This is a genomic window from Sphingomonas sp. 7/4-4 (assembly GCF_027941955.1).
Lineage (GTDB): Bacteria > Pseudomonadota > Alphaproteobacteria > Sphingomonadales > Sphingomonadaceae > Sphingomonas.
Window position 1 is genome coordinate 3,312,042 of record NZ_CP115960.1, and the last position, 21,939, is coordinate 3,333,980.

Genomic DNA, 21,939 nt, shown 5'->3' on the forward strand with positions numbered 1-21,939 from the left:
ACCCATGGCGGATTTGCCGATGGCTCGAAGCGGCGGCGCATAGTCCAGATCACTCGTGAATCTTGGGACGCCAGTAATTAACGAAAAATTAACTATAATATGTGTACACAGTCGCAGTTATTAAAGAATTAATTATATATTATTGCGACAATAAGAGACATCGATGGTTGCGCTTGCGCAAAGATTGGTTGAATGTCTTGGACGACGGGATGCTACACTGCATCTTATCGCACCGACGCACCTTAACGTATAGTGGCTTCATTTATGCTTTGCGTAACTGTGACAACGTCCGCCCACTCCGCGACCCCGATCGCCGCCACTGCATTTGCGGCAGTCGACTGCATCCGTGCATCCGGATCGCGGCATGGGTGCTGAGGGCAACTCGCTCGCCAGGCTATTGCGCGACGCGGAAGCGCGACTCATCGAAAGCCGCCGCTCGGTGGACGACGCGCTGGATCTGGTTCGGCGGGCGTCGGAGCTGAGCCAGGACGCACCCGCAGCGGGCGAGGCGCCCGCGCTCGAGGCCGTGCTCGATTCGCATCGCGAGGAACTGGTCGGTCTCGTCCTCTCCGCGCTGGAGAAGGGCGCGAAGCCGCGCGAGCTGCGCAACGACTATTTCAATTCGCTGGTCTATCGGCCGGAGGAGAACCAATACCGCGTCGGCCGGCGGCAGGTGGGGCTGACCGAATCGGAGAAGCATGTGCTCGATCTGCTCTGGCAGGCGATGCCGCAGCCGGTTTCCCGCGGAAACATCCATCAGGCGCTGTATGCCGATGCGGCCGAACAGGCGTCGATGGGGACGATCGACGTGTTCGTGTCCAACCTACGCCAGAAGCTCAAACTCGCCAGCGGCGGCCGCGATTTCATCCATTCGGTGCGGGGACAGGGCTGGGCGCTCAAGCCCGAATTCTGCCGCCACCGGGCCAATTCCGCCGATTCTGCCGAGCCGGAAGCCGACCGGCACCGCGCCTGACGCTCAGCGCTTGCCGCCGTTCACCACACGAAGCCGAACCTGCGGCCGGTCGCCGCTGCGATGCGCCCGCTCGAAGCCGTCGGCATAATCGCGCAGGCGGTCGCCCAGCGCGGCGGCGACTTCCGGATGGCGGTGGTGGGGAGTGGTGGTGAGATTGCCGAGTGATTGCAGCCGGCGAGCGGCGGCATCGGTTTCGAGCAGCCCGAAATTCACCAGATCGACATAGATCGACGAAACAAGCAGTGCCTGCGTCTCGATCATCGTCTCGATGATGTCGCCGAAATCTTCCGGACTGACGGGCTTCTTCATGCGCCCAGACTAGGAGCCGTTCCGGAACGCGCGCAAACGCTTTCCGGAACGCGGCAGCGTCAATCCGGGACACAATGTCCCGATTCAGCGCAAAGGCTTGCCGCTGTCCTTCCACTTGTCGAGGATCTGCGAATCCGGGAGCGCAGCCGCGGCATAATCGGCAGTGGGCATGCCGCTTTCGGCATGCGCCGGCTGGATCGTTTCGCTGATCGGCCGCGAGGCAGCCGCAACGGGCTGCGGCACCGGCTGCACGGCGGCGATCGTCGCAGCCGCGCTCGCATGCGGCGCCGGCAAGGGCTCGCCGCCCTGATAGGATTGGCGGAATGCGGCGGCCATGCCCCACCAGCCCTTCCAGCGATGGAAGAAATGCGCGCCGAACACGCCGGTCATCACCAGGCTGCGGTTCCACGACGGCGTGACGGCATAGGTGTGGTAATGCGTCGCCATGCCGACCGGCGCGAACACGCTGCCGGCGAGCGCCGCCCCGGCCACCCGCGCCGCGCGGTCCCACGCGGTGCGCGACGGGATGCGCGCCATGGCACCGTCACAGGCGAAGCTGAACTGGCAGCCGCTTCTCTCCGAACCCTGGAAAACGACGCCGCACACCGTGGCGGGAAATGCCGGATGCCGCACGCGGTTGAGCACGACCTGTGCGACGGCGCGCTGGCCGTCGTCGGGCTCGCTCGCCGCTTCATAATAGATAGCCGTAGTGAGGCACTGGAGCGCGCGCGCGTTATCGACGGGCGTTCCGGCGAGGCGGAACGGCGCGGCCGGCTGGATCGACGAATCGATCACTGCATTTTCGGGCACCGGCATATCGGGGAGCGCGATCGTCCCGGTCATGCCGCTCGCCGCCGCTTCGTCGGAAACGGCGGTATAATAAGCGGCGCCGGGGAAATGATCGTCGGCCTCATAGCCGCTGACGGCAGGCTTGCCGGAGGTGGTACGCGGCTCGGGGCTGAGTGCCTGCGCCGAGAATCCTGCGCCGACCAGCGAGACCAAAGCCCCCGCCGTCAGCCCTCGTGCCTGTACTCGGGTGAACCGCCGCCAGAACAAATGCGCTGCCTCATGGAAGCCCAAAGGGCCCGGAAGCCAGCGCATATATCGCGAAAAGTTGAACGAAACGCCCTTCGATTTCGACCCGTCCCGCGACGGAACAGAAGATGGTTAAGTCAAGGCTTCGGGGGTTCGGCCGTGCGATAGCGCGCGCGGAAGTCGTCGGCGAACGCCGCCAGCCGCCCTTCGCCGATCGCCGCGCGCAGATCGGCCATGAGCTGCTGGTAGAACCAGAGATTATGCTCGGTCATCAGCATCGCGCCGAGAATCTCGCCGGCACGGACGAGGTGATGGATATAGGCGCGGCTCCAGCCGGTGCAGGTCGGGCAGGCGCAGGTGGGATCGAGCGGCCCTTCGTCCTCGCCGAACTTCGCATTGCGGATGTTGATGGGGCCGGTCCGCGTGAAGGCCTGCCCGGTGCGGCCCGAGCGGGTGGGGAGGACGCAATCGAACATGTCGACTCCGCGCTCGACCGCGCCGACGATGTCGTCGGGCTTGCCCACGCCCATCAGGTAGCGGGGCTTGGCGGCATCGAGCTGGCCCGGAGCATAATCGAGCACGCCGAACATCGCTTCCTGTCCCTCGCCGACGGCCAGGCCGCCGATCGCATACCCGTCGAAGCCGATGTCGAGCAATGCGTCGGCAGAGACTTTGCGGAAGCTTTCGTCCAGCGCCCCCTGCTGGATGCCGAACAGCGCGTTGTTCTCGGCATGCTCGCCGCCGGCATCGAACCCCGCGCGCGAGCGCCTGGCCCAGCGCATCGAGCGTTCCATCGCCGCGGCCTGCACGTCGCGAGTCGAAGTGGTGGGCACGAGCTCGTCGAACGCCATGACGATGTTCGAGCCGAGCAGGCGCTGGATCTCCATCGAGCGTTCGGGGCTGAGCATGTGGCGCGAGCCGTCGAGGTGCGACTTGAAGACGATGCCTTCCTCGCTGCGCTTGGTCAGCTCCGACAGGCTCATCACCTGATAGCCGCCCGAATCGGTGAGGATCGGCCGGTCCCAGCCCATGAACTTGTGCAATCCGCCGAGCTTGTGGACGCGCTCGGCGGTGGGGCGCAGCATCAGATGATAGGTATTGCCGAGCAGGATGTCGGCCCCCGATGCGCGAACATCCTGCGGCTTGACTGCCTTGACCGTAGCGGCGGTGCCGACCGGCATGAAGGCGGGCGTGCGGATCTCGCCGCGCTGCATCGCGATGGTGCCGAGCCGCGCCTTGCCGTCGGTGGCGTGGATAGTGAACTGGAAACGGGGAGCCGAGGATGACATGGGGCGTTGCCTTTGCCGGTTCGCAGGCGTGGCGCAAGCCTATCCTCCCCCGCAAGGGGAGGTGGCAGCCAAAGGCTGACGGAGGGGAGGACTCCCAACAAGCGCTTGGGCTTCCTCCCCTCCGACACGCTGCGCGCGCCACCTCCCCTGGCGGGGGAGGATAAGGAGGATCATGCCGAACGAGACGACGGAGAAGCTGCGCGAGATGGCGGCGCATCGCGGATTGAAGCTGGTCAGCTCGCGGCGGCGCAAGCCGGGCGGCGACTTCGGCAAATATGGATTGCACGACGCGAAAGGGGCGCCGGTGTTCGGCGTCGAGAAAGATCGCCTCACTGCCGGCGCCGAGGAGATAGAGGGCTATCTTCGCGGCGCGGCGAGCAATGCGTGGAGCAAGTCGGCCGGTTCGGTGAAGGCGCGGCGAAAGGCCGGGCCCGAAGTGAAAGCGGCTCCGGCGCCGAAACCCAAGCCAAAGCCGCGCTTCAAGGTGAAGGTGGCGAATCTGCTGACGAAGCTACCCGCGGCGAAGCGCGCCGAGGCATTCACCGAATTGCTGGCGCGCCCAGGCATTCGTGTCGAGCGGATCGTCTCGCGCGGACAGGCGACGCCCGAGGACGAACCGATGGTGCAGGCGCAGGACGAATGGGTGCTGCTGCTCGAGGGCGCCGCGGGCCTGCGCATCGAGGATTCGGCCGAGGTGACGCTCGGCCCGGGCGATCATGTCTGGATCGCGGGCGGACAGAAGCATTGGGTGACATGGACCGCAAAGGACCGCCCGAGTGTCTGGCTGGCGGTGCATCTGGATTAGGGCGTACCGACTTTCACTTCCCTCTCCCGTCGGGAGAGGGTTGCGCAGACTTGGGTCCGCTTCTTCAGCGGGTCCTAGTCGGAGCTGGGTGAGGGATCACCCTATCGATAGCAGGACACCCTCACCTAGCTGCGCTAGGCAGCAAGCTGCCAAGCTTCGCTACCTCTCCCACAGGGACAGGAGAAGAGCCGTCGAATATCGATACGGCCTCAGGCTCAGCGATGCGCGGCGACGTAGTCGATGATATCCTGCGGCTTGCGGAACAAAGCGTCGGGTCGAAGCGCGGTCAGCACCGCCTCGCTGGCATAGCCCCACAATACCGAGCCCGCGCGCATCCCGACTTCGCGCGCGGCATCGACGTCACGGGTTTCGTCGCCGATCGCCAGCGCCTGTGCAGCGGGAATGCCCATCTTCTTGAGCACGCGGCGGAACTTGGGCGCCTTGCCGAACAAGGACGAGCCACAGGCATAGAAGTCGATCCGGGCGGCATGCTCCTCGCCCAGGATTTTCCGCGCATTGGCTTCGGAGTTCGAGGTGACCAATGCGATCTTGACGCCGGTGTCCGCCAGCCGCTCGAGCAGATCGGGGGTGCCCGGGAAAAGCTCGATCTCGTGCGCGTTGCGGCCCACGAGCTTGCGCAGATGGCGCGCGATCAGCGGCATCTTCCAGCGCGAAATGCCGAGAAAGTCGATCACTTCGCGCGAGCTCTTGTGGCGCAGCATCTCGACCTGATCGGGCGCGACGGTGCGGAAGCGGAAGCGCCGCGCCAGCTGGTCGATCACCGACAGGAACCAGTCGCCGCTGTCGGAAAGCGTGCCGTCGAAATCGAAGATCACCAGCCGGATCAGCGGCGGCGGCGGCACATCGGCTGGGCGGACTGCCTCAACCATGCGCGTCCCCATGCATCCGGCATTCGGCGCCTTCGCCCAGCTCGATCTGGACCGTGGTGTGATCGATCCGGAAATCGTGCGCGAGGCGGTGCTGGAGATCGATCAGGAATGCATCACCGGGATGTCCATCGGGCATCACCAGATGCGCGGTCAGCGCCGCCTCGGTCGTGCTCATCGGCCAGATGTGGAGATCGTGGACGCGCGCGACGCCGGGCAGATTGGCTAGGGTGTTTCGGACCGCGTCCGCATCGATCCCCTCGGGCACCGCCTGGAGGACCATCGTCAGCGATTCGCGCGCCAGCCCCCAGGTGCTCCACAATATGACCGCAACGATCACGAGGCTCACCGCAGGATCGACCCATTCCGAGCCGGTCAGCAGGATCAGCCCGCCGCCGATCACCACGCCGGCAGAGACCGCGGCGTCGGCTGCCATGTGGAGATAGGCGCCGCGGATGTTGATGTCGCTCTTGCGCCCGCGTGCGAACAGCAGCGCCGTGGAGAGATTCACGACGATGCCGAGGCCGGCGACGATCATCACCGTCCCGCCTGCGATCGCCGGCGGATCCGAGAAACGCCCGATCGCTTCCCACGCAATGGCGCCGACGGCGACGAGCAGCAGTACCGAATTGGTCAGTGCGGCGAGAATCGAGCTGCCGCGCAGGCCGTAGGTGAAACGCTTCGAGGCCGGCCGCTTGGCGAGTTCCACGCCCGCCCAGGCGACGAGCAGCCCGAGCACGTCGGAGAGGTTGTGGCCGGCATCGGCGAGCAAGGCGACCGAATCGGTGAGGAAGCCCGCAGTGCCTTCGAGAAGCACGAAGCCGAGGTTGAGCGCCGTGCCGATAGCGAAGGCGCGGCCGAAACCGGCCGGACCATGGGCATGGTGATGATCGTGCTCGTGATGTCCCGCCATTATCGCCGTTTAGCCACGCAAACGCATGAGATGCTAGGACCTCAATTGCGCGGAGGCTGGGCGGGCGCGCTCATGGTGCGTCCGCGCCGGTCGCGATCGAACATTTGCGGGCGCAGCGTCAGCAGTTCGCTGCGCGCGAGCGACCCGTCCTTGTTGGTGTCGAATCGCGTGAACAGCAGCGCGAAACGCGCGGCGAATTCGTCCCAGGTGATGCGGTTGTCGCCGTCGCGATCGGTCTCGAACGGGCTGGGCAGTGTGTTGCGGTCACCGAGCCAGCGTTCGGACCAGTCGGAAAAGGCGATATAGCCGAGCGAGCCGGTCTTGCGGGTGTCGACGCTGTCGAAGCTGTGGCGGAGCCCGGCGTCGAACTCGGCGCGGCTGACCAGGGCATCGCCGTCGCGATCGAACGCCGCGATCATCATCGCCACCGGCTCGGCCATCACCGTGGCGGCGGGCTGGGCCTGCGGGCCGGGCACGACCGGCGTCACCTGCGCCGGCCGCGCCTGCTGGGCGGAAACGGGGCCGGCGACGAACGCGGCGAGCAGCAGGAACAGGCGCATCGATGTCCTTCCGTCAGGGCAGCAACAGGCTGGCATCGCCATAGCTATAGAAACGATAGTCCTTGTCGATGGCATGGGCATAGGCCGCCTGCATCCGATCGAGCCCCATCAGCGCCGATACCAGCATGAACAAGGTCGAGCGCGGCAAATGGAAGTTGGTGACGAGGCCGTCCACGCCCCTGAAGCGATAGCCGGGCGTGATGAAGATCGCCGTGTCGCCTTCGAACGGATGGATCACGCCGTCCGCGCTCGCGGCGCTCTCGATCAGGCGCAGGCTGGTGGTGCCGACCGCGATCACCCGGCCTCCCGCGGCGCGGACCGCATTGAGCCGGTCGGCGGTCGCGGCGTCGATCCGGCCCCATTCGGCGTGCATCCTGTGCGCGTCGGTATCCTCCGCCTTGACCGGCAGGAAGGTACCCGCGCCGACATGGAGCGTCAGGGTCGCGTGGCCGATCCCGGCCGCCTCGAGCGCGGCGAGCAGCCCGGGCGTGAAATGCAGCGCGGCGGTGGGCGCGGCGACGGCGCCGGGCTCACTCGCGAACATCGTCTGATAGTCGTCGGCGTCGCGCGCGTCGGTGGGGCGCTTCGAGGCGATGTACGGCGGCAGCGGCATCCGGCCGCAGCGTGTCAGCAGCAGTTCGACCGGCTCGTCGCCGGCGAAATCGAGCGCGAAGCTGCCATCCTCGGCGCGGTCCGACGCGAGCGCCGTTACATTATGGCCGAAATCCACGCTGTCGCCTTCGCGCAGCCTTTTGGCGTTGCGGATGAACGCCCGCCAGCGTCGCGGGCCCTCGCGCTTGTGCAGGGTCGCGCCGATGCGGGCGCCCGGCGCGCTTTGCGCGCCATCATTACGTTCGCCGCGCAGCCCCTCGAGCTGGGCGGGGATGACGCGGGTGTCGTTGAACACGAGCAGGTCGCCGCGACGGAGGAAAGACGGCAGCTCGCGCACGGTCGCGTCGCGTGTATCCGCGCCCTCCAGCACGAGCAGGCGCGCGGAATCGCGCGGGCTTGCCGGGCGGAGCGCGATCCGCTCGGTCGGCAGCTCGAAATCGAACAGGTCGACGTTCACTTACTGGGGCAGCGTGACCTTGGTCTCGCCCTCCGGCAACGCCGCCGGCGCAGCGACTACCGGGGCTTGATAGGGCGGCGGGTTGTCCGCGGCGATATAGGCGTGGAGGATGCGGGTCGGGTTTGCCGGCGGCTCGCCGCGCTCGATCTTGTCGACCCACTGCATGCCTTCGACCACGCGGCCGAACACGGTATAATCGTGGTCGAAGCCCAGGCGCGGGCCGAACATGATGAAGAACTGGCTGTTGGCGCTGTTCGGGTCCTTGGTGCGCGCGGCCGAGATCGCACCACGGACATGGGGTAGATTGTTGAACTCGGCGGGCACGTCCGGAAGATCGGATTCGCCGGTGCCGGTGCCGGTCGGATCGCCGCCCTGCGCCATGTTCTCTTCGCCGTCGATCACGCGGTGGAACACGACGTTGTCATAGAATTTGCGGCGGGTGAGCGTCTTGACCTGCGTGACCATCTTGGGCGCGACATCGGGGCGCAGTCGGATCGTGACGCGGCCGCCGGTCGAGAGATCGAGGATCCAGGTGTTTTCCGGGTCGGCAGCGACGGTGGTCGCGACGGTCGCCTTGGGATCGGCGGCGACCCCCTTGAACGTCTCGATCTCGGGCTTGGCGGCGGGGCCCTTCTGGGCGGCGGCGGGCACGGCAATCAACATGGCGGCAGCAGCGGCCAAGGCGGCAACGAAACGCATCAACATCCCCAGGATTCTCTTGTCGGCGAAGGGTCTAGAGCAAAGGTGTGGCGGCGGAAAGGCAGTGTCTCAACTGCCCTTGCGGCCGATCTCCGAGACCCGGCGCGCGACGTCGGCCTCGACCGCGGGGCTGACGAACTTGCGGATCGCACCGCCGTACAAAGCGATTTCCTTGACCAGCCGCGAAGCGATCGGCTGGAGCGAGACGTCGGCCATCAGGAAGACCGTCTCGACGCGGTCGTTCAGCTGCTGGTTCATCCCCGCCATCTGATATTCATACTCGAAATCGGCGACGGCGCGCAGGCCGCGGATGATCATGCTGGCGCCTTCGCGCTCGGCGAAGTCCATGAGCAGCGAATCGAAGCTGACGACGTGGATCTCGCCTTCGATCCCCGCGGTCTCGCGCTTCACCATCGCCAGGCGCTCGTCGATGGTGAACATCGGCGACTTGGAGGGATTCGTGGTCACGCCGATCACCAGCCGGTCGACCAGCTTGGCGCCGCGGCGGATGATATCCATGTGCCCGCGCGTGATCGGGTCGAAGGTGCCGGGATAGACTCCGGTGCGGATAGTCATCGATCCCTCTCCAGCGTGTAGCGCGCAATATCGCGCAGCAGATCGGCCTCGGGGCCGTAAGGCTTCAGATGCGCGACTGCCTGGTCGACCAGCAGTCGCGCCTGCTCGCGGGCGCGATCGAGGCCGAGCAGGGTGAGGAAGGTCTCCTTCCCCGCCGCTCCGTCCTTGCGGAGCTTCTTGCCGGCGAGCGCTTCGTCGCCCTCGGCATCGAGGATGTCGTCGGCGATCTGGAAGGCGAGGCCGAGATCGCGGGCATAGCCGCGCAAACCCGTGCGGCCTTCGGGCGGCAGGCGGCCGAGGATCGCGCCGCTCTCGACCGCGCAGGAGATCAGCGCGCCGGTCTTCATCGCCTGCAGCCGCGTGACGGTAGGCAAGTCGAAGCTCGCCTTCGCGGCCTCCAGGTCCATCATCTGCCCGCCCGCCATGCCCGAGGGCCCAGAGGCATGGGCGAGCGCACCGACCAGTTCGACGCGCACGAAGGGATCGGCATGCGTCGCGTCGCCGGCGAGGATCTCGAAGGCGAGCGCGTGGAGGCAGTCGCCGGCGAGAATCGCGGTCGCCTCGTCGAACGCCTTGTGCACCGTCGGCTTGCCGCGGCGCATGTCGTCATCGTCCATCGCCGGCAGATCGTCATGGATCAGCGAATAGACATGGATGCATTCGAGCGCGGTCGCGACGCGGGCGATGGCGGTGCGATTGACTCCGAACAGGCCCGCAGTGCCGAATACGAGCAAGGGCCGGAGCCTCTTGCCCCCGCCGATCGCGGCGTGGCGCATCGCGCGGTACAGGCCTTCGCGGGGATCGTCGGGGATCGCCAGCAGCACGTCGAACTGGCGGTCGATCTCGGTGGAGACCTGCCTGAGCGCCGACTGGAGCGCGAGAGACGCGTCGGCCACGCTCGCCACCCGGTCAGCCGGCGGCGAAGGGAGCGGTGCCGGTGGCGCGGCCCTGCGCGTCGGTGCGGATCGCCTCGATGCGCGCCTGCGCGGCGTCGAGCCGGGCGGCGCACTGGCGGCGGAGCTGGTCGCCGCGTTCGTAGAGGTCGATCGCCTCCTGGAGCTGCGCGTCGCCGCTTTCGAGCCGCATCACGATTCGCTCGAGTTCCTTGAGTGCCTCCTCGAACGAGAGCTCCGAGATTTGCGCTTCGTCTGCCATCGGCACGCTATGCGGCAGGGCGGGCGGGGATTGCAACCGCCGAACCACGCCACATGTTGAGCACGGAGTTTCGAGGAGACGTGTGCCATGTTCACGAGCATCAACCCCGCGACCGGCGAGGCCGGCGAAAGCTTCCGCGAGCTGGACGCCGACGCCGTGGAACTGGCGCTGAGCCGCGCACAGACCTGCTTCCAGTCCTGGCGCAATTCCCCGCTCGACCAGCGGACCGCATTGCTCGGGCGAATCGCGGACCAATGGGAAGCGAACAAGCAGCACCTTGCCGAGACCGCGGTGAAGGAGATGGGCAAGCCGATCACCGGCGCGATCGCCGAGGTCGAGAAATGCATTTCGGGCTTCCGGCATTATGCCGAGCATGGCCCGAGCTATCTGGAGCCGACCGAAGTGACGACGGCGACCGGCCGCGCGGTGGCGCGCTGGCTGCCGATGGGTCCGGTGCTCGCGGTGATGCCGTGGAACTTCCCGTACTGGCAGGTGGTCCGTTTCCTCGCGCCGACGATCATGGCGGGCAATGTCGCACTGTTGAAGCACGCGTCGAGCGTGCAGGGCTGCGGCGCGCTGATGCAGCAATTGGCGAGCGCGGCGGGGGCGCCCGACGGGCTGTTCCAGAACCTCGCGATCAAGTCCGACAAGGTCTCGGACATCATCGCCGACAAGCGGGTGGTGGCGGTGACGCTGACCGGCAGCGAGGGCGCGGGCGCCAAGGTCGCGCAGGCGGCGGGCAAGGCGCTCAAGAAAGTGGTGCTCGAGCTGGGCGGATCGGATCCGCTGATCGTGATGCCCTCGGCCGATCTCGATCTGGCGGCGAAGACCGCGGTTACCGCGCGCGTCCAGAATGCCGGGCAGAGCTGCATCTGCGCCAAGAGGATGATCGTGCACGCCGATGTCTATGACGCGTTCCTCGACAGATTCTCGGAAGGCATGAAGGCGGTGAGGATCGGCGACCCGATGGATGCTGGCACAGTGATGGGGCCGCTCTCCAGCGAGGCGCAGCGCGATACGGTGCTGGAGCAGGTCGAACGCGCGAAGGCGGCGGGGGCGACCTTGCTGTTCGGCGCGGAGAAGATCGACCGCGAAGGCGCGTGGATGACGCCCGGCGTGCTCGTTGGTCTCGATCCGGAGAGCGATGTTGCGAAGGAGGAGATCTTCGGGCCGGTCGCCGCGGTGTACAAGGCCGAGGACGTGGATGCGGCGATCGCGCTGGCGAATGACGTTCCCTATGGGCTCGGCTCGGCGGTGTGGACCAGGGACGAAGCCGAGATCGAGCGGTTCGCGCGGGACATCCAGTCCGGCATGACCGCAGTGAATTCGCTGCTCGCCTCAACCCCGGAAGCGCCGTTCGGCGGCGTGAAGCTGTCGGGCCATGGCCGCGAGCTCGGGCCCTGGGGAATGCACGAGTTCATGAACTTGAAGGCAGTGATGTACGGCGCGGGGAAGGCGGGGATTGAGGCCTTCGCGCCGGAGGATCGCGTTCAGCGCACGACGAACTTGCCGGTCATGCCGAAGCCGGCGTGGAGGAAATGGGTGCATTTGATCGGATAGACGCCTGCTCCGGGTGCAATGAAACGGATGTCGGCGCTCTCGCCGCCCTCGAGTTCGATCTTGCCGTCCTTGATCCGGGCGCGGTCCGCCGGTGCTATCGTCGCGGCGGCGAAAAAGCCCTGGCGGCGAAGCTGTGGCCGCCCTTGCTCGACAAATGCAGGACATAGGATTGGCCGTGCGTCAGCTGGATGGTCGCGGGCGTGAAGGCGAAGTTGGAGAGCGCGACGTCGACGCGCTGCCCGGCGGGTGCGGCTGCGGTCAGCACGAGGAGTAAAGGCGCTAGACGGAGAAGCGGCATGGCGGCCTCCTGACGGCGGAGAGCCTAGGCCTGGATGGCGAGGGCCGCAACGGCGCCGCGCTAGCTGCGTCCCATCCGGATCGCTGCGCCGGCGACGAACGGGCAGCCCGCGACCAGCAACAGGCTTACCGCCGCAAGCAGCTTGAATGCCCCGGCTGGTCGCCGGTCGCGCCTGCCCCGAAGATCAGCAGGGGCACTGCGAAGGGCAGCATCACCAGCCCCGCCAGCGCGCCAGCGCCGCGGAGGCCCGCTACCAGCGCGGCGGTGGCGATGCCGAGCGCGGCGAGGCCCGGCGTGCCGATCGCGAGGCCCGCGAGCAACGGCAGCAGCGCGCCGGCGGGCAGATGGAGCAGCGCGGCCGCCACCAAGGTTGCGGCGAGCAATGCCGGCGCGAAGCCGAGCCAATGGCCTACCATCTTCGCCGCGGCCACGCCGGCATCGGAGAATCCGCGCACGGCGAACTGATCGAGTACGCCGCTCTCGGCATCGGGGGTGACCAGCCGCTCGACCGGCAGCAGGGCCGCGAGCAGGGCCGCCGCCCAGATCACGCCGCCGCCGACCCGCGCCAGCAACCTGGCATCCGGGCCGATCGCGAAGGGGAACAGGATCGCGACGAGCAGGAAGAAAGCGATCGGCATCAGCAGCCCGCCGGTGCTCCAAGCCCGCCGCAGCTCGCGCCACACGATCGCGGCGAAGATGCTCACGCTTCATCACCCCGTTCGCCCTGAGCTGGTCGAAGGGCTGTTCTTGCTTCCTCGCGAGAAAGGACGGTGCTTCGACAAGCTCAGCACGAACGGGAGAGGGTGCCGTCATAGCCGCAGCTCCCGTGCATCCGGCAATGCGATCGGCAAATGCGTGGCCACCAGCGCGATTCCCCGGTGCTGCGATGCGCGGCTATCAGCGCCTCCAGCGTCCGCACCGACTCCGCATCGAGCCCGTTGGCGGGTTCGTCGAGCAGCCAGACCGGCGCACCGCTCGCCACCACGCGCGCCAATGCCGTTCGCCGCCGCTGCCCGGTCGACAGCAGCCGCACCGGGACCTGCGCGAGATCGCCGAGGCCGACTGCGGCGAGCGCATTGTCGACCGCGGCGGGTCGACCGTCGATCCGCGCCCAGAAGTGCAGCGCCGCCGCGACGCTCAACTCCGGATCGAGCGCGGCCGTCTCCGCCAGCAGCGCACGCGCCCTTCGCCTTCCACGCGCCCGGCAGCGGCCGGAAGCAGCCCCGCCGCGATGCGGATCAAGCTCGATTTGCCGGTGCCGTTGGGGCCGCTCACCAGCGCCGCGCCGCCGGGCGCCAGCGTGAAGCTCAGCCCTTCGAACAGCAGATTGCCGCCGCGGATGCAGGTGACATGGGCGAAGGACAGGCCGGCGTTCACCCGGCGGCGTCTTCCAGCGCGTGCATATCGTCGTCGGACAGGCCGAAATGATGCCCCACCTCGTGCACGACGATGTGCGCCACCAGTACCTGCAGCGGCACGCCGGTATCGCACCATTCGTCGAGGATCGGACGGCGATAAAGGTGGATGCGATCGGGCAAGCCGCCCGAATCGAACGCGGATTTCTCGCCCACGGGGCGCCCGTGATAGAGGCCGGTCAGGTCGAACGGATCCTCGATCCCCATCGCGTCCAAGGTCTCGTCATCGGCGAATTCCTCGACGATCAGCACCACGTCGGCGAGATGCGTCTGGAACGGCTCGGGGATGCGCGCGAGCGCGTCGCGGGCCAGCGTCTCGATCGTTGCCGCGCTCGGCGCGTGGGAAGGCGCTTGCCCGCTCATCCGCGAACCCATAGGCCGAGCGGCAAAGGCTGGGCAAGGAGGCGATCATGGTGGCGCGACTGACCGAGGGACACCGGCGCGAGTCGCTGGCCGCGATTCCCGACTGGACCTACGACGAAGCCCGCGACGCGATCACACGCCGCTTCACCTTCGACGACTTCAACCAGGCGTTCGGTTTCATGACCCGCATCGCGCTGATCGCCGAAAAGGCCGATCATCATCCCGAATGGTCGAACGTGTGGAACCGGGTCGACATATTGCTCACCACGCATGACGCCGACGGACTCTCGCAGCGCGACATCGCGATGGCGCAGGCGATCGACGCGCTCCTCTAGGCGATCGCGCCGCGGCGCATCTGTTTGCGGAGCGCACCCGGCATCCAGCGCGCGGCGAAGGCGAGCCGGCGCGCAGTCTTGCCGATGATGACATGGACCTTGTCGCGCTCGATCCCTGCCCAGATCTCCTCCGCGACCTGCTCGACCGGGGTGAATTCCAGCCCCGCCGCGCGTACCGAATCGCGCGCGGTGCGGTTGGTGCCGGAGACGTTCGAATCGAGCAAAGGCGTGTCGATGAAGCTCGGCATCACCACCCGGACCTTGATCCCGTCCGCCGCCCATTCGGCGTCTAGCGCTTCCGACAGGCCACGCACGCCGAACTTGACTGCGGCATAGAGTGCCAGCCCGCTCGATCCGTAGATCGCCGCGGCCGACGCAGTGTTGACCAGCGCCGATCCCGGCGTCGCCTTGAGGAAGGGATAAGCCGCGCGCGCGCCGTTGATCACGCCGACCAGATTGATGCCAACGATCCGGTCGATCTCGTCGTCGGTGGCATAAGCGAGCGGCCCGCCGACCGCGATGCCGGCATTGTTGAACAGCACGTCGAGCCGCCCGCCGCTTGCCGCCGCGAAGGCGGCCAGCGCCTCGCGCCATTGATCGCGGTCGCGCACGTCCATCACGTGGGCGGTCGCCATGCCGGCGGGCAGCATCGCGCTGGTCGCCTCGAGCCCCGCGGCGTTGACGTCGGCCAGCCCGACGCGCCAGCCGCGGGCGGCGAACAGCTTCGCGACCGCTTGGCCGATTCCCGATCCGCCGCCGGTGATGAAGATCGCCTTCTCGCCCGCCATCCGCCCCCTCCTGTTTTTTGACCTTTGCAACTTCATCCCGCACAACCGCCGGCGATGCCAGAGCAATCGCGCAGCGTTACCTTCAAAAATGTCAGTAAGGTCTATGCTGGCGTGAAGGCCGTGGACCAGGTGTCGCTGGAGATTGCGGGTGGCAGCTTCGTGGCGCTGGTCGGCACCTCGGGCTCGGGCAAGTCTACCTTGCTCAAGACGGTCAACCGGCTGATCGAGCCGAGCGAAGGCGAAGTGCGGATCCATGGTGAGCCGGTGGCTGCCGAGCCCGCGCATCTGCTGCGCCGCCGGATCGGCTATGTCTTCCAGAATATCGGGCTCTTCCCGCACATGAATGTGGGCGAGAATGTCGCGATCGGCCTCAGGCTAGCGGGCCAGAGCGATACGAAGGACCGGGTGGCCGAGCTGCTCGCACTGGTCGAGCTCGCGCCGGAGCTGGCCGGGCGCATGCCCGACGCTTTGTCGGGCGGCCAGCGCCAGCGCGTCGGCGTCGCGCGTGCGCTGGCCTGCGGGCCCGGGCTGCTCCTGATGGACGAGCCGTTCGGCGCGCTCGATCCTGTCACGCGCGACGGACTCGGCAAGGCGATCCGCGCGCTGCACGACAGGATGGAGCTCACCACGATCCTCGTGACCCACGACATGGCTGAGGCATTGCTCCTCGCCGATCGCGTGCTGGTGATGGAGGCCGGCCGGATCGTCGCCGATGCCACGCCGCGCGATCTGCTCGCGGGCAAGGCGGGGGCGGCCGCGGACGCATTGGTCGCGGTGCCGCGCGAACAGGCGCATCGGCTCGCGGAGTTGGAGAAGTGACCGCCGCCTTCGCGCGCGTGCCCGAATTGCTCGCGCAGCATCTGCTGCTCGCCTTCTCGGCGCTGCTGCTCGGGCTGGTCGTCAGCCTGCCGCTCGCCGTGCTGTCGTCGCGTAGCAAAACGGTCGGGCGCATCGCGCTCGGTTTCGCCAGCCTCGTCCAGACGATCCCGAGCCTCGCGCTGCTCGCGCTCTTCTATCCGATCCTGTTGTGGCTCTCGGCGCTGGTCGGCGGCGGTATTCCGGCGCTGGGGTTCCTGCCCTCGCTGCTCGCATTGTCGCTCTACGCGCTGTTGCCGATCCTGCGGAACGGCGTGACCGGCCTCGCCAATCTCGACCCCGCGGTGATCGAGGCGGCCGACGGCATGGGGATGACGCGCGGCCAAAGGCTGTGGCTGGTCGAGGCGCCCCTGGTGGCACCGATGCTGATGGCCGGCATCCGCACCGCCGCGGTGTGGACGATCGGCGCGGCGACGCTGTCGACAACGGTGGGCCAGCCGAGCCTCGGCGACCTGATCTTCGCCGGGCTCCAGACCCAGAACTGGACGCTCGTCCTCGCCGGCTGCGCCGCCGCCGCCGGTCTCGCACTGGCAGTCGACGCCCTGCTCGGGCTCGCCGAAATCGGCATCGCACGGCGCCGGCGCGGGCTGGTCTGGGCGAGCCTCGCAGCATTGCTCGTCGCGGCGGCGATCGCGCTGGCGCCGGCATGGCCGGCAGCGCGCGGCACGGTCACCATCGGTGCCAAGGGTTTCTCCGAGCAATATATCCTCGCCCGGCTGATCGGGCACCGGCTGGAGGCGGCGGGTTACAAGGTGCGCTATCGCGAAGGCCTCGGCTCGGCAGTGGCGTTCGGCGCGCTCGCGAGCGGCGATGTCGATGTCTATGTCGATTATTCGGGGACGATCTGGGCCAACCAGATGAAGCGCACCGACGTGCCGCCGCGCGCGGCGATCGTCGATGGCGTGGCGCAATGGGCGAAGGCGAACCACGGCGTTACGCTGCTCGGGTCGCTCGGCTTCGAGAATGCCTATGCCTTTGCGATGCGCGGCGAGGATGCGAAGCGTCGCGGGATCGCCAGCCTGAGCGACCTCGCGCGCCAAGCCGACGAACTCGATTTTGCCACCGACGTCGAATTTCTCGACCGGCCCGAATGGGCGGCGGTGCGCCGCGCTTATGGCCTGAACTTCAAATCGGCGCACCCGTATCAGCCGACCTTCATGTATCGTGCGCTGGCGAGCGGCGAGGCCGATGTCATCTCCGCTTTCTCGTCCGACGGCCGCATCGCCGCCGACAAGCTCGCGGTCCTCACCGATCCGAAGGGGCGATCCCCGGTTACGACGCGATCCTGCTGCTCGCCCCGCGCCGCGCCGGAGACCTGCGTTTCCAGGCGGCACTGCGCCCGCTGATCGGCGCGATTCCGGTGGAGAAGATGCGCGAGGCCAATTATCTGGTCGATCGGGACACGGACAAGCAGAGCCCCGACGCCGCCGCACGATGGCTGGGGCGTGGACTCGGGCACTGAATACGCGGTATCGCTAACACAAAGAACAAGAGGGAGAGTTGAGATGCGGCCTGGAACGAAGCTGTTGCTTGCGACCACGATTCTGTGGGCCGCGCCGGCTGTTGCGCAGCAAGCGCCGACAGCGCTGTCAGGTGGGCCGACCGTCGCCGACCCCGCAAAATGGCCGAAAGCCGCCAGCGAAGGCCTGGTCGATCCCGCAACCGAGAAGTTCGTCTCGAGCCTGATGGCCAAGATGACGCTCGAGGAAAAAGTCGGGCAGATGATCCAGGGCGATATCGGCAGCGTGAAGCCCGAGGATCTGCGTAAATATCCGCTCGGCTCGATCCTCGCGGGCGGCAATTCGCCGCCGCTCTCGGGCAATGATCGCTCGGGGCAGGCCGACTGGGTGGCGACTGCACGCGCCTTCCGCGTCGTGGCAATGGAGCCGCATCAGGGCCACGCCCCGATCCCGCTGATCTTCGGAGTCGACGCCGTCCACGGCAACAACAACGTCATCGGCGCGACGATCTTCCCGCACAATATCGGGCTCGGCGCGGCCAACGATCCCGCATTGATCCGCCGCATCGGCGCCGCCACCGCCGAGGAAACCGCTGCAACGGGCCCCGACTGGGCATTCGGTCCGACGCTCGCCGTGCCGCAGGACGACCGCTGGGGCCGCAGCTATGAAGGCTATTCGGAGAATCCGGCGATCGTCCGCTCCTATGCCGGCGAGATGGTGCGCGGGCTGCAAGGCGAACCGGGCACCACCAACCGCATCCAGAAGGGCAAGGTCGCGTCCTCGGCCAAGCACTTCCTCGGCGACGGCGGCACCTTCAACGGCATCGACCAGGGCGATACGCGCGTCAGCGAAGACGAACTGATCGCGATCCATGACGCCGGCTACCCCAACGCAGTCGACGCCGGCACGCTCACCGTGATGGCGTCGTACAACAGCTGGAACGGCGCGAAGATGCACGGCAACAAGTCGCTGCTCACCGACGTGCTCAAGGGCCGGATGGGCTTTCAGGGCTTCATCGTCGGCGACTGGAACGGCCATGGCCAGATCCCCGGCTGCACGCCGACCGATTGCGCTGCGACGTTCAACGCCGGGCTCGACATGGCGATGGCGCCGGACAGCTGGAAGGGGCTGTTCGATTCGACGGTCAAGCACGTCAAGGACGGCACGATTCCGATGAGCCGCATCGACGACGCTGTCCGCCGCATCCTGCGCGTCAAGGCGAAGCTCGGCCTGTTCGATCCGGCGCGGCCGATCGAGGGCAAGGCCGGCGTGCTCGGCGCGCCCGAGCACCGCGCGATCGCACGCGAGGCGGCCGCCAAGTCGCTGGTGCTGCTCAAGAACAACGGCGTGCTTCCGGTCAAGGCGAGCGCCAGGGTGCTCGTCACCGGCCCCGGCGCCGATTCGATGGGCATGCAGACCGGCGGCTGGACGCTGAGCTGGCAAGGCGACGGCAATGCCAACGACCTGTTCCCCAATGGCGAGACGATCTTCGCGGGCGTGAAGAAGGCGGTCGAAGCCGCGGGCGGCACGGCGACCTTGTCCGAGGACGGGGCCTTCACCGCGAAGCCCGATGTCGCGATCGTCGTGTTCGGCGAGCAGCCTTATGCCGAGATGCGCGGCGACATCCGCACGCTCGAATTCCAGCCCGGCGACAAGCAGGCACTGGGATTGCTCAAGAAGCTCAAGAGCGCCGGCGTGCCGGTGGTCTCGGTGTTCCTCTCGGGCCGTCCGCTCTGGACCAATCCCGAAATCAACGCCTCGGACGCTTTCGTCGCCGCATGGCTGCCGGGCAGCGAGGGCGGCGGCGTGGCCGATGTGCTGGTCGGCGACGCCGCGGGCAAGCCGCGCACCGACTTCAAGGGGCGCCTGTCGTTCAGCTGGCCCAAGACCGCGGGCCAGTTCGCGAACAACAAGGGCAAGCCGGGCTATGATCCGCTGTTCGCGCTCGGCTACGGCCTGACCTATGCCAAGAGCGGCGCGGTGCCGGCGCTGAGCGAGGAAGCGGGCCTCGATCCGTCGCTCGGCAATACCAGCACCTATTTCGCCAAGGGTGTCACGCCCGCGCCCTTCTCGTTCGCGACCGACAGCCGGATCACCCGGAAGACGGTGGACGGACCGCAGACGCAGGAAGGCGCGCAGCAGCTCGTCTGGCCCAACGGCCCCGCGACCTTGCGGATCGGCGGGAGCGAGCTCGATCTCAGCCGCGAGGCGAATGGCGATCTGTCGCTGCAAATCAGCTACCGCGTCGATCGCGCACCGGCGGGCAAGGTGCAGCTTTCGATGGAAGGCGGCGCCAACAAGGGCGCGATCGACGCGACCAGCCTGTTCTCCGGCCAGGTGGGCACGTGGCGCACCGTCAAGGTGTTCCTCAAATGCTATCAGCAGAACGGCGTCGATCTGACCAAGGTCAATGCGCCGCTGGTGCTGGAGGCATCGGGCCCGTTCGGGCTCAGCATCGCCGATGTGCGGATCGTCTCCGATCCCAACAACTCGATCTGTCCCGGTGCCAAGCCGTGAGCAAGGGCGCGGCGATCGAGACGATCGAGATCGCCCGGAACGGGGTTCGCGCCGAGCTGCTCACGCTCGGCGCGGCCCTGCGCCGGCTCGAAGTGCCCGGGCGCGACGGCAAGGCCGCCAATGTCGTGCTCGGCTATCGCGACCTGGCGGAGTATCGCGCGCATCCGCGCTTCTACGGCGTGGTCGCGGGGCGCTATGCCAATCGGATCGGCGGCGCGCGCTTCACGCTCGACGGCACCGAATATCGGCTGCCCGCCAATAATGGCGCGAACAATTTGCATTCGGGGCCGGGCGGCTTCGACGTGCAGGATTGGCAGGTCGCCGCGCGCGATGCGCATTCGGTGACCTTCGCGCTACTGAGCCCGCATCTCGACAATGGCTTTCCCGGCAATCTGCATGTCGAAATGCGGTACGCGATCGAGGCGGACGGGCTCGCGATCCGCTTCCGCGCCACTACCGATCATGCGACGGTCATCAACCTGACCCACCACGCCTATTTCAATCTCGCGGGCGAAGGCAGCGGGACGACGATCCTCGATCACGTCCTGCAGATCCCCGCGAGCCAGATCACGCCCACCGACGCGGCGCTGATCCCCACCGGCGAATTCAGGCGGGTCGAAGGCACGCCGTTCGATTTCCGCACGCCCAAGCCGGTCGGGCGTGACATCGAGGCGGACGACACGCAGCTCAAGCTCGGCGGCGGCTATGACCATAATTTCGTGCTGGACAGCACTGCCGGCGGGATCCGCCGCATCGCGACCTTGTTCGATCCGAAATCGGGCCGGGTGATGGACGTGCATTCGACCGAGCCGGGCGTGCAATTCTACACCGGCAACCATTTGGCGAACGGGGCTCCGGGCACCGGCGGCGGCGTCTATCCCGCACGCGGCGGCCTCTGCCTCGAACCGCAGAAATTCCCCGACAGCCCCAACAAGCCGAACTTCCCCTCGGCGCGGCTCGACCCGGGGCAGGAATATCGCCACGACATGGCGTTCCGGTTCCGCACCGCGAAGGATGTGGCGGAGGTGTTTGGATAGGTCAGGAACGCATTCGAATGCTCTAGCCCTTGCGATGACGAGCAAAAAGTAGATCATGCGCTTATGAACGCTACAATCAGAACGCTGCTTATTCTGCTATTCCTGCCTTGGTTCGCGCTTGTTACGTCCACAAACCTTGTGCCCGCCTTTTCGCAAAGCAACACACTGTCCGCGCTAGTTATTTTCCTAATCGTGACAGCCGGCCTGTGCGCCGTGGTGACGTCGAATTGGTCAAGCGTTACCCAAATAATCGCTGGGGTAACATATACAATTGTCTCGATCTTCATTCTTTGGGTAGGGTTTGATTGCTCCCAAGGCGCTTGCTTCTGAGCGGCGTCCGCTAACCGCCAATAGCCGACATTCGTGTGATCACTTCGGCCCCTACGGCGTCTTCCGTTCCACATTGAAGATCTTGTTGACGATCCGCCACTCGCCGTCCGCCTTCACCAGCGAGAGATAGTCGGTGAACTTCACGCTCGGATAATCGAGCACGACCTTGGCCATCGCGGCATTGCCGGTGACGTCGAGGCTCTCGATCGAGCGGCGGCGCTGGGCCTCGTCGGGCGCAGGCTTGCCGGGCGCGCCGGCGATATAGTCGGCGCTGGTCCGCTCGGCGAAGGCGCCGTCGCGGTTCCAGTAGAGCATCGCCTTGGGATGGAAGGCGGCGCGGAACTCGTCGGGGCTGCCGGTGGCGTGGCCCGCGAGATAATGGTTCACTGCGGCACGCGCGCCGGCCTCGTCCTTCTCCTGTGCGAAGGCGGGCGCGGCGATCGTCAGTGCCGCGAGCAACAACAGGCTACGCATAAGCTGGATTCCTCCCGATTGAGGCGCCCAGCCTAAGGCGTCTGAAATTCAGCGCAACGCCGGACGGGCTGAACGTCGCGCCGATGGGACGAACGTCAGGTCGGATCGAAAGCGGCGAACGGGGCAATGACCGGCTATCAGAAATCCTCCCCCGCGAAGCGGGGAGGGGACCAGCGAAGCTGGTGGAGGGGCCTAGCCACGAGCGCCGCATTTGCG

General features: G+C 67.0%; 22 protein-coding genes and 3 pseudogenes. 8 read left to right on the forward strand and 17 right to left on the reverse strand.

Going from position 1 to position 21,939, the window contains the following annotated elements:
- Positions 1-364: 364 nt before the first annotated feature.
- The gene (locus tag PIB19_RS16760) at positions 365-973 is read left to right on the forward strand and encodes a winged helix-turn-helix domain-containing protein (RefSeq protein ID WP_271238253.1); all 609 of its coding nucleotides are present in this window, start codon (positions 365-367) and stop codon (positions 971-973) included.
- 3 nt (positions 974-976) lie between these two features.
- On the opposite strand, the gene PIB19_RS16765 is transcribed toward PIB19_RS16760, so the two are convergent.
- The 3 genes from PIB19_RS16765 to tgt all read right to left on the reverse strand — a co-directional run bounded on the left by PIB19_RS16765 (position 977) and on the right by tgt (position 3,606).
- Complete coding sequence (locus PIB19_RS16765; RefSeq protein ID WP_056616362.1) at positions 977-1,282, reverse strand: hypothetical protein; 306 nt, start codon at positions 1,280-1,282, stop codon at positions 977-979.
- Positions 1,283-1,366: 84 nt separating this feature from the next.
- Positions 1,367-2,383 carry a cell wall hydrolase gene (locus tag PIB19_RS16770; protein ID WP_271238254.1) on the reverse strand — a complete coding sequence of 339 codons (1,017 nt, stop codon included), beginning with the start codon at positions 2,381-2,383 and terminating at the stop codon, positions 1,367-1,369.
- A 71-nt stretch (positions 2,384-2,454) separates the two neighbouring features.
- Complete coding sequence (gene tgt, locus PIB19_RS16775; RefSeq protein WP_271238255.1) at positions 2,455-3,606, reverse strand: tRNA guanosine(34) transglycosylase Tgt; 1,152 nt, start codon at positions 3,604-3,606, stop codon at positions 2,455-2,457.
- Positions 3,607-3,778: 172 nt separating this feature from the next.
- Between tgt and PIB19_RS16780 the strand changes: the two genes are divergently transcribed.
- On the forward strand, positions 3,779-4,411 hold the full coding sequence (locus PIB19_RS16780; protein ID WP_271238256.1) for a cupin domain-containing protein: 633 nt from the start codon (positions 3,779-3,781) through the stop codon (positions 4,409-4,411).
- A gap of 215 nt (positions 4,412-4,626) precedes the next feature.
- On the opposite strand, the gene PIB19_RS16785 is transcribed toward PIB19_RS16780, so the two are convergent.
- From PIB19_RS16785 to PIB19_RS16820, 8 genes are all read right to left on the reverse strand, one after another.
- A complete protein-coding gene (locus PIB19_RS16785) occupies positions 4,627-5,301 on the reverse strand; it encodes an HAD-IA family hydrolase (RefSeq protein ID WP_271238257.1) in 675 nt (224 codons plus the stop codon).
- Positions 5,294-6,211, reverse strand: a complete 918-nt coding sequence (locus PIB19_RS16790) for a cation diffusion facilitator family transporter (RefSeq protein WP_271238258.1) — start codon at positions 6,209-6,211, stop codon at positions 5,294-5,296. Before PIB19_RS16790 ends, PIB19_RS16785 begins: the two co-directional genes overlap by 8 nt.
- Before the next feature lie 41 nt (positions 6,212-6,252).
- Complete coding sequence (locus PIB19_RS16795; protein ID WP_271238259.1) at positions 6,253-6,771, reverse strand: EF-hand domain-containing protein; 519 nt, start codon at positions 6,769-6,771, stop codon at positions 6,253-6,255.
- A gap of 13 nt (positions 6,772-6,784) precedes the next feature.
- The gene (gene queA, locus PIB19_RS16800) at positions 6,785-7,840 is read right to left on the reverse strand and encodes a tRNA preQ1(34) S-adenosylmethionine ribosyltransferase-isomerase QueA (protein WP_271238260.1); all 1,056 of its coding nucleotides are present in this window, start codon (positions 7,838-7,840) and stop codon (positions 6,785-6,787) included.
- Positions 7,841-8,539 (reverse strand): peptidylprolyl isomerase, encoded by a 699-nt coding sequence (locus PIB19_RS16805; RefSeq protein WP_271238261.1) that lies wholly within the window; start codon positions 8,537-8,539, stop codon positions 7,841-7,843. It lies immediately after the preceding gene.
- A gap of 69 nt (positions 8,540-8,608) precedes the next feature.
- On the reverse strand, positions 8,609-9,109 hold the full coding sequence (gene coaD / locus PIB19_RS16810) for a pantetheine-phosphate adenylyltransferase (RefSeq protein WP_271241022.1): 501 nt from the start codon (positions 9,107-9,109) through the stop codon (positions 8,609-8,611).
- Between the two features lie 2 nt (positions 9,110-9,111).
- Positions 9,112-10,020, reverse strand: a complete 909-nt coding sequence (locus tag PIB19_RS16815) for a polyprenyl synthetase family protein (protein WP_443018636.1) — start codon at positions 10,018-10,020, stop codon at positions 9,112-9,114.
- 4 nt (positions 10,021-10,024) lie between these two features.
- Positions 10,025-10,270, reverse strand: coding sequence for an exodeoxyribonuclease VII small subunit (locus tag PIB19_RS16820; RefSeq protein ID WP_056616381.1), 246 nt, complete (start codon positions 10,268-10,270; stop codon positions 10,025-10,027).
- Positions 10,271-10,357: 87 nt separating this feature from the next.
- Here PIB19_RS16820 and PIB19_RS16825 point away from each other — a divergent pair, with 87 nt between their 5' ends.
- Positions 10,358-11,830 (forward strand): NAD-dependent succinate-semialdehyde dehydrogenase, encoded by a 1,473-nt coding sequence (locus PIB19_RS16825; RefSeq protein WP_271238263.1) that lies wholly within the window; start codon positions 10,358-10,360, stop codon positions 11,828-11,830.
- A 94-nt stretch (positions 11,831-11,924) separates the two neighbouring features.
- Here PIB19_RS16825 and PIB19_RS16830 read toward each other — a convergent pair whose 3' ends face one another.
- The 4 genes and pseudogenes from PIB19_RS16830 to PIB19_RS16845 all read right to left on the reverse strand — a co-directional run bounded on the left by PIB19_RS16830 (position 11,925) and on the right by PIB19_RS16845 (position 13,906).
- Positions 11,925-12,128: a hypothetical protein gene (locus tag PIB19_RS16830; protein WP_271238264.1), complete on the reverse strand. Its 204-nt coding sequence runs from the start codon at positions 12,126-12,128 to the stop codon at positions 11,925-11,927.
- 60 nt (positions 12,129-12,188) lie between these two features.
- Positions 12,189-12,832 (reverse strand): annotated as a pseudogene (locus PIB19_RS16835) (heme exporter protein CcmB).
- A 105-nt stretch (positions 12,833-12,937) separates the two neighbouring features.
- Positions 12,938-13,505 (reverse strand): annotated as a pseudogene (gene ccmA, locus PIB19_RS16840) (heme ABC exporter ATP-binding protein CcmA).
- Complete coding sequence (locus PIB19_RS16845; protein WP_271238265.1) at positions 13,502-13,906, reverse strand: metallopeptidase family protein; 405 nt, start codon at positions 13,904-13,906, stop codon at positions 13,502-13,504. The pseudogene ccmA and the gene PIB19_RS16845 overlap by 4 nt, the downstream one beginning before the upstream one ends.
- Positions 13,907-13,953: 47 nt before the next feature.
- Here PIB19_RS16845 and PIB19_RS16850 point away from each other — a divergent pair, with 47 nt between their 5' ends.
- The gene (locus tag PIB19_RS16850; RefSeq protein ID WP_443018637.1) at positions 13,954-14,241 is read left to right on the forward strand and encodes a 4a-hydroxytetrahydrobiopterin dehydratase; all 288 of its coding nucleotides are present in this window, start codon (positions 13,954-13,956) and stop codon (positions 14,239-14,241) included.
- Here the strand turns inward: PIB19_RS16850 and PIB19_RS16855 are convergent.
- On the reverse strand, positions 14,238-15,029 hold the full coding sequence (locus PIB19_RS16855; protein WP_271238266.1) for an SDR family oxidoreductase: 792 nt from the start codon (positions 15,027-15,029) through the stop codon (positions 14,238-14,240). The two genes, PIB19_RS16850 and PIB19_RS16855, sit on opposite strands and share 4 nt — an antisense overlap.
- Before the next feature lie 54 nt (positions 15,030-15,083).
- Between PIB19_RS16855 and PIB19_RS16860 the strand changes: the two genes are divergently transcribed.
- The 4 genes and pseudogenes from PIB19_RS16860 (at position 15,084) to PIB19_RS16875 (ending at position 20,919) form a co-directional block, all read left to right on the forward strand.
- Entirely contained in the window at positions 15,084-15,848 is a 765-nt protein-coding gene (locus tag PIB19_RS16860) for an ATP-binding cassette domain-containing protein (protein WP_271238267.1), read from the forward strand.
- A pseudogene (locus PIB19_RS16865) lies at positions 15,845-17,367 on the forward strand (ABC transporter permease/substrate-binding protein). Before PIB19_RS16860 ends, PIB19_RS16865 begins: the two are co-directional and overlap by 4 nt.
- Before the next feature lie 43 nt (positions 17,368-17,410).
- Positions 17,411-19,882, forward strand: coding sequence for a glycoside hydrolase family 3 protein (locus tag PIB19_RS16870; RefSeq protein ID WP_271238268.1), 2,472 nt, complete (start codon positions 17,411-17,413; stop codon positions 19,880-19,882).
- The gene (locus PIB19_RS16875) at positions 19,879-20,919 is read left to right on the forward strand and encodes an aldose epimerase family protein (protein ID WP_271238269.1); all 1,041 of its coding nucleotides are present in this window, start codon (positions 19,879-19,881) and stop codon (positions 20,917-20,919) included. The genes PIB19_RS16870 and PIB19_RS16875 overlap by 4 nt, the downstream gene beginning before the upstream one ends.
- 381 nt (positions 20,920-21,300) lie before the next feature.
- Here the strand turns inward: PIB19_RS16875 and PIB19_RS16880 are convergent, their stop codons facing one another.
- The gene (locus PIB19_RS16880) at positions 21,301-21,723 is read right to left on the reverse strand and encodes a nuclear transport factor 2 family protein (RefSeq protein ID WP_271238270.1); all 423 of its coding nucleotides are present in this window, start codon (positions 21,721-21,723) and stop codon (positions 21,301-21,303) included.
- Positions 21,724-21,939: the final 216 nt, after the last annotated feature.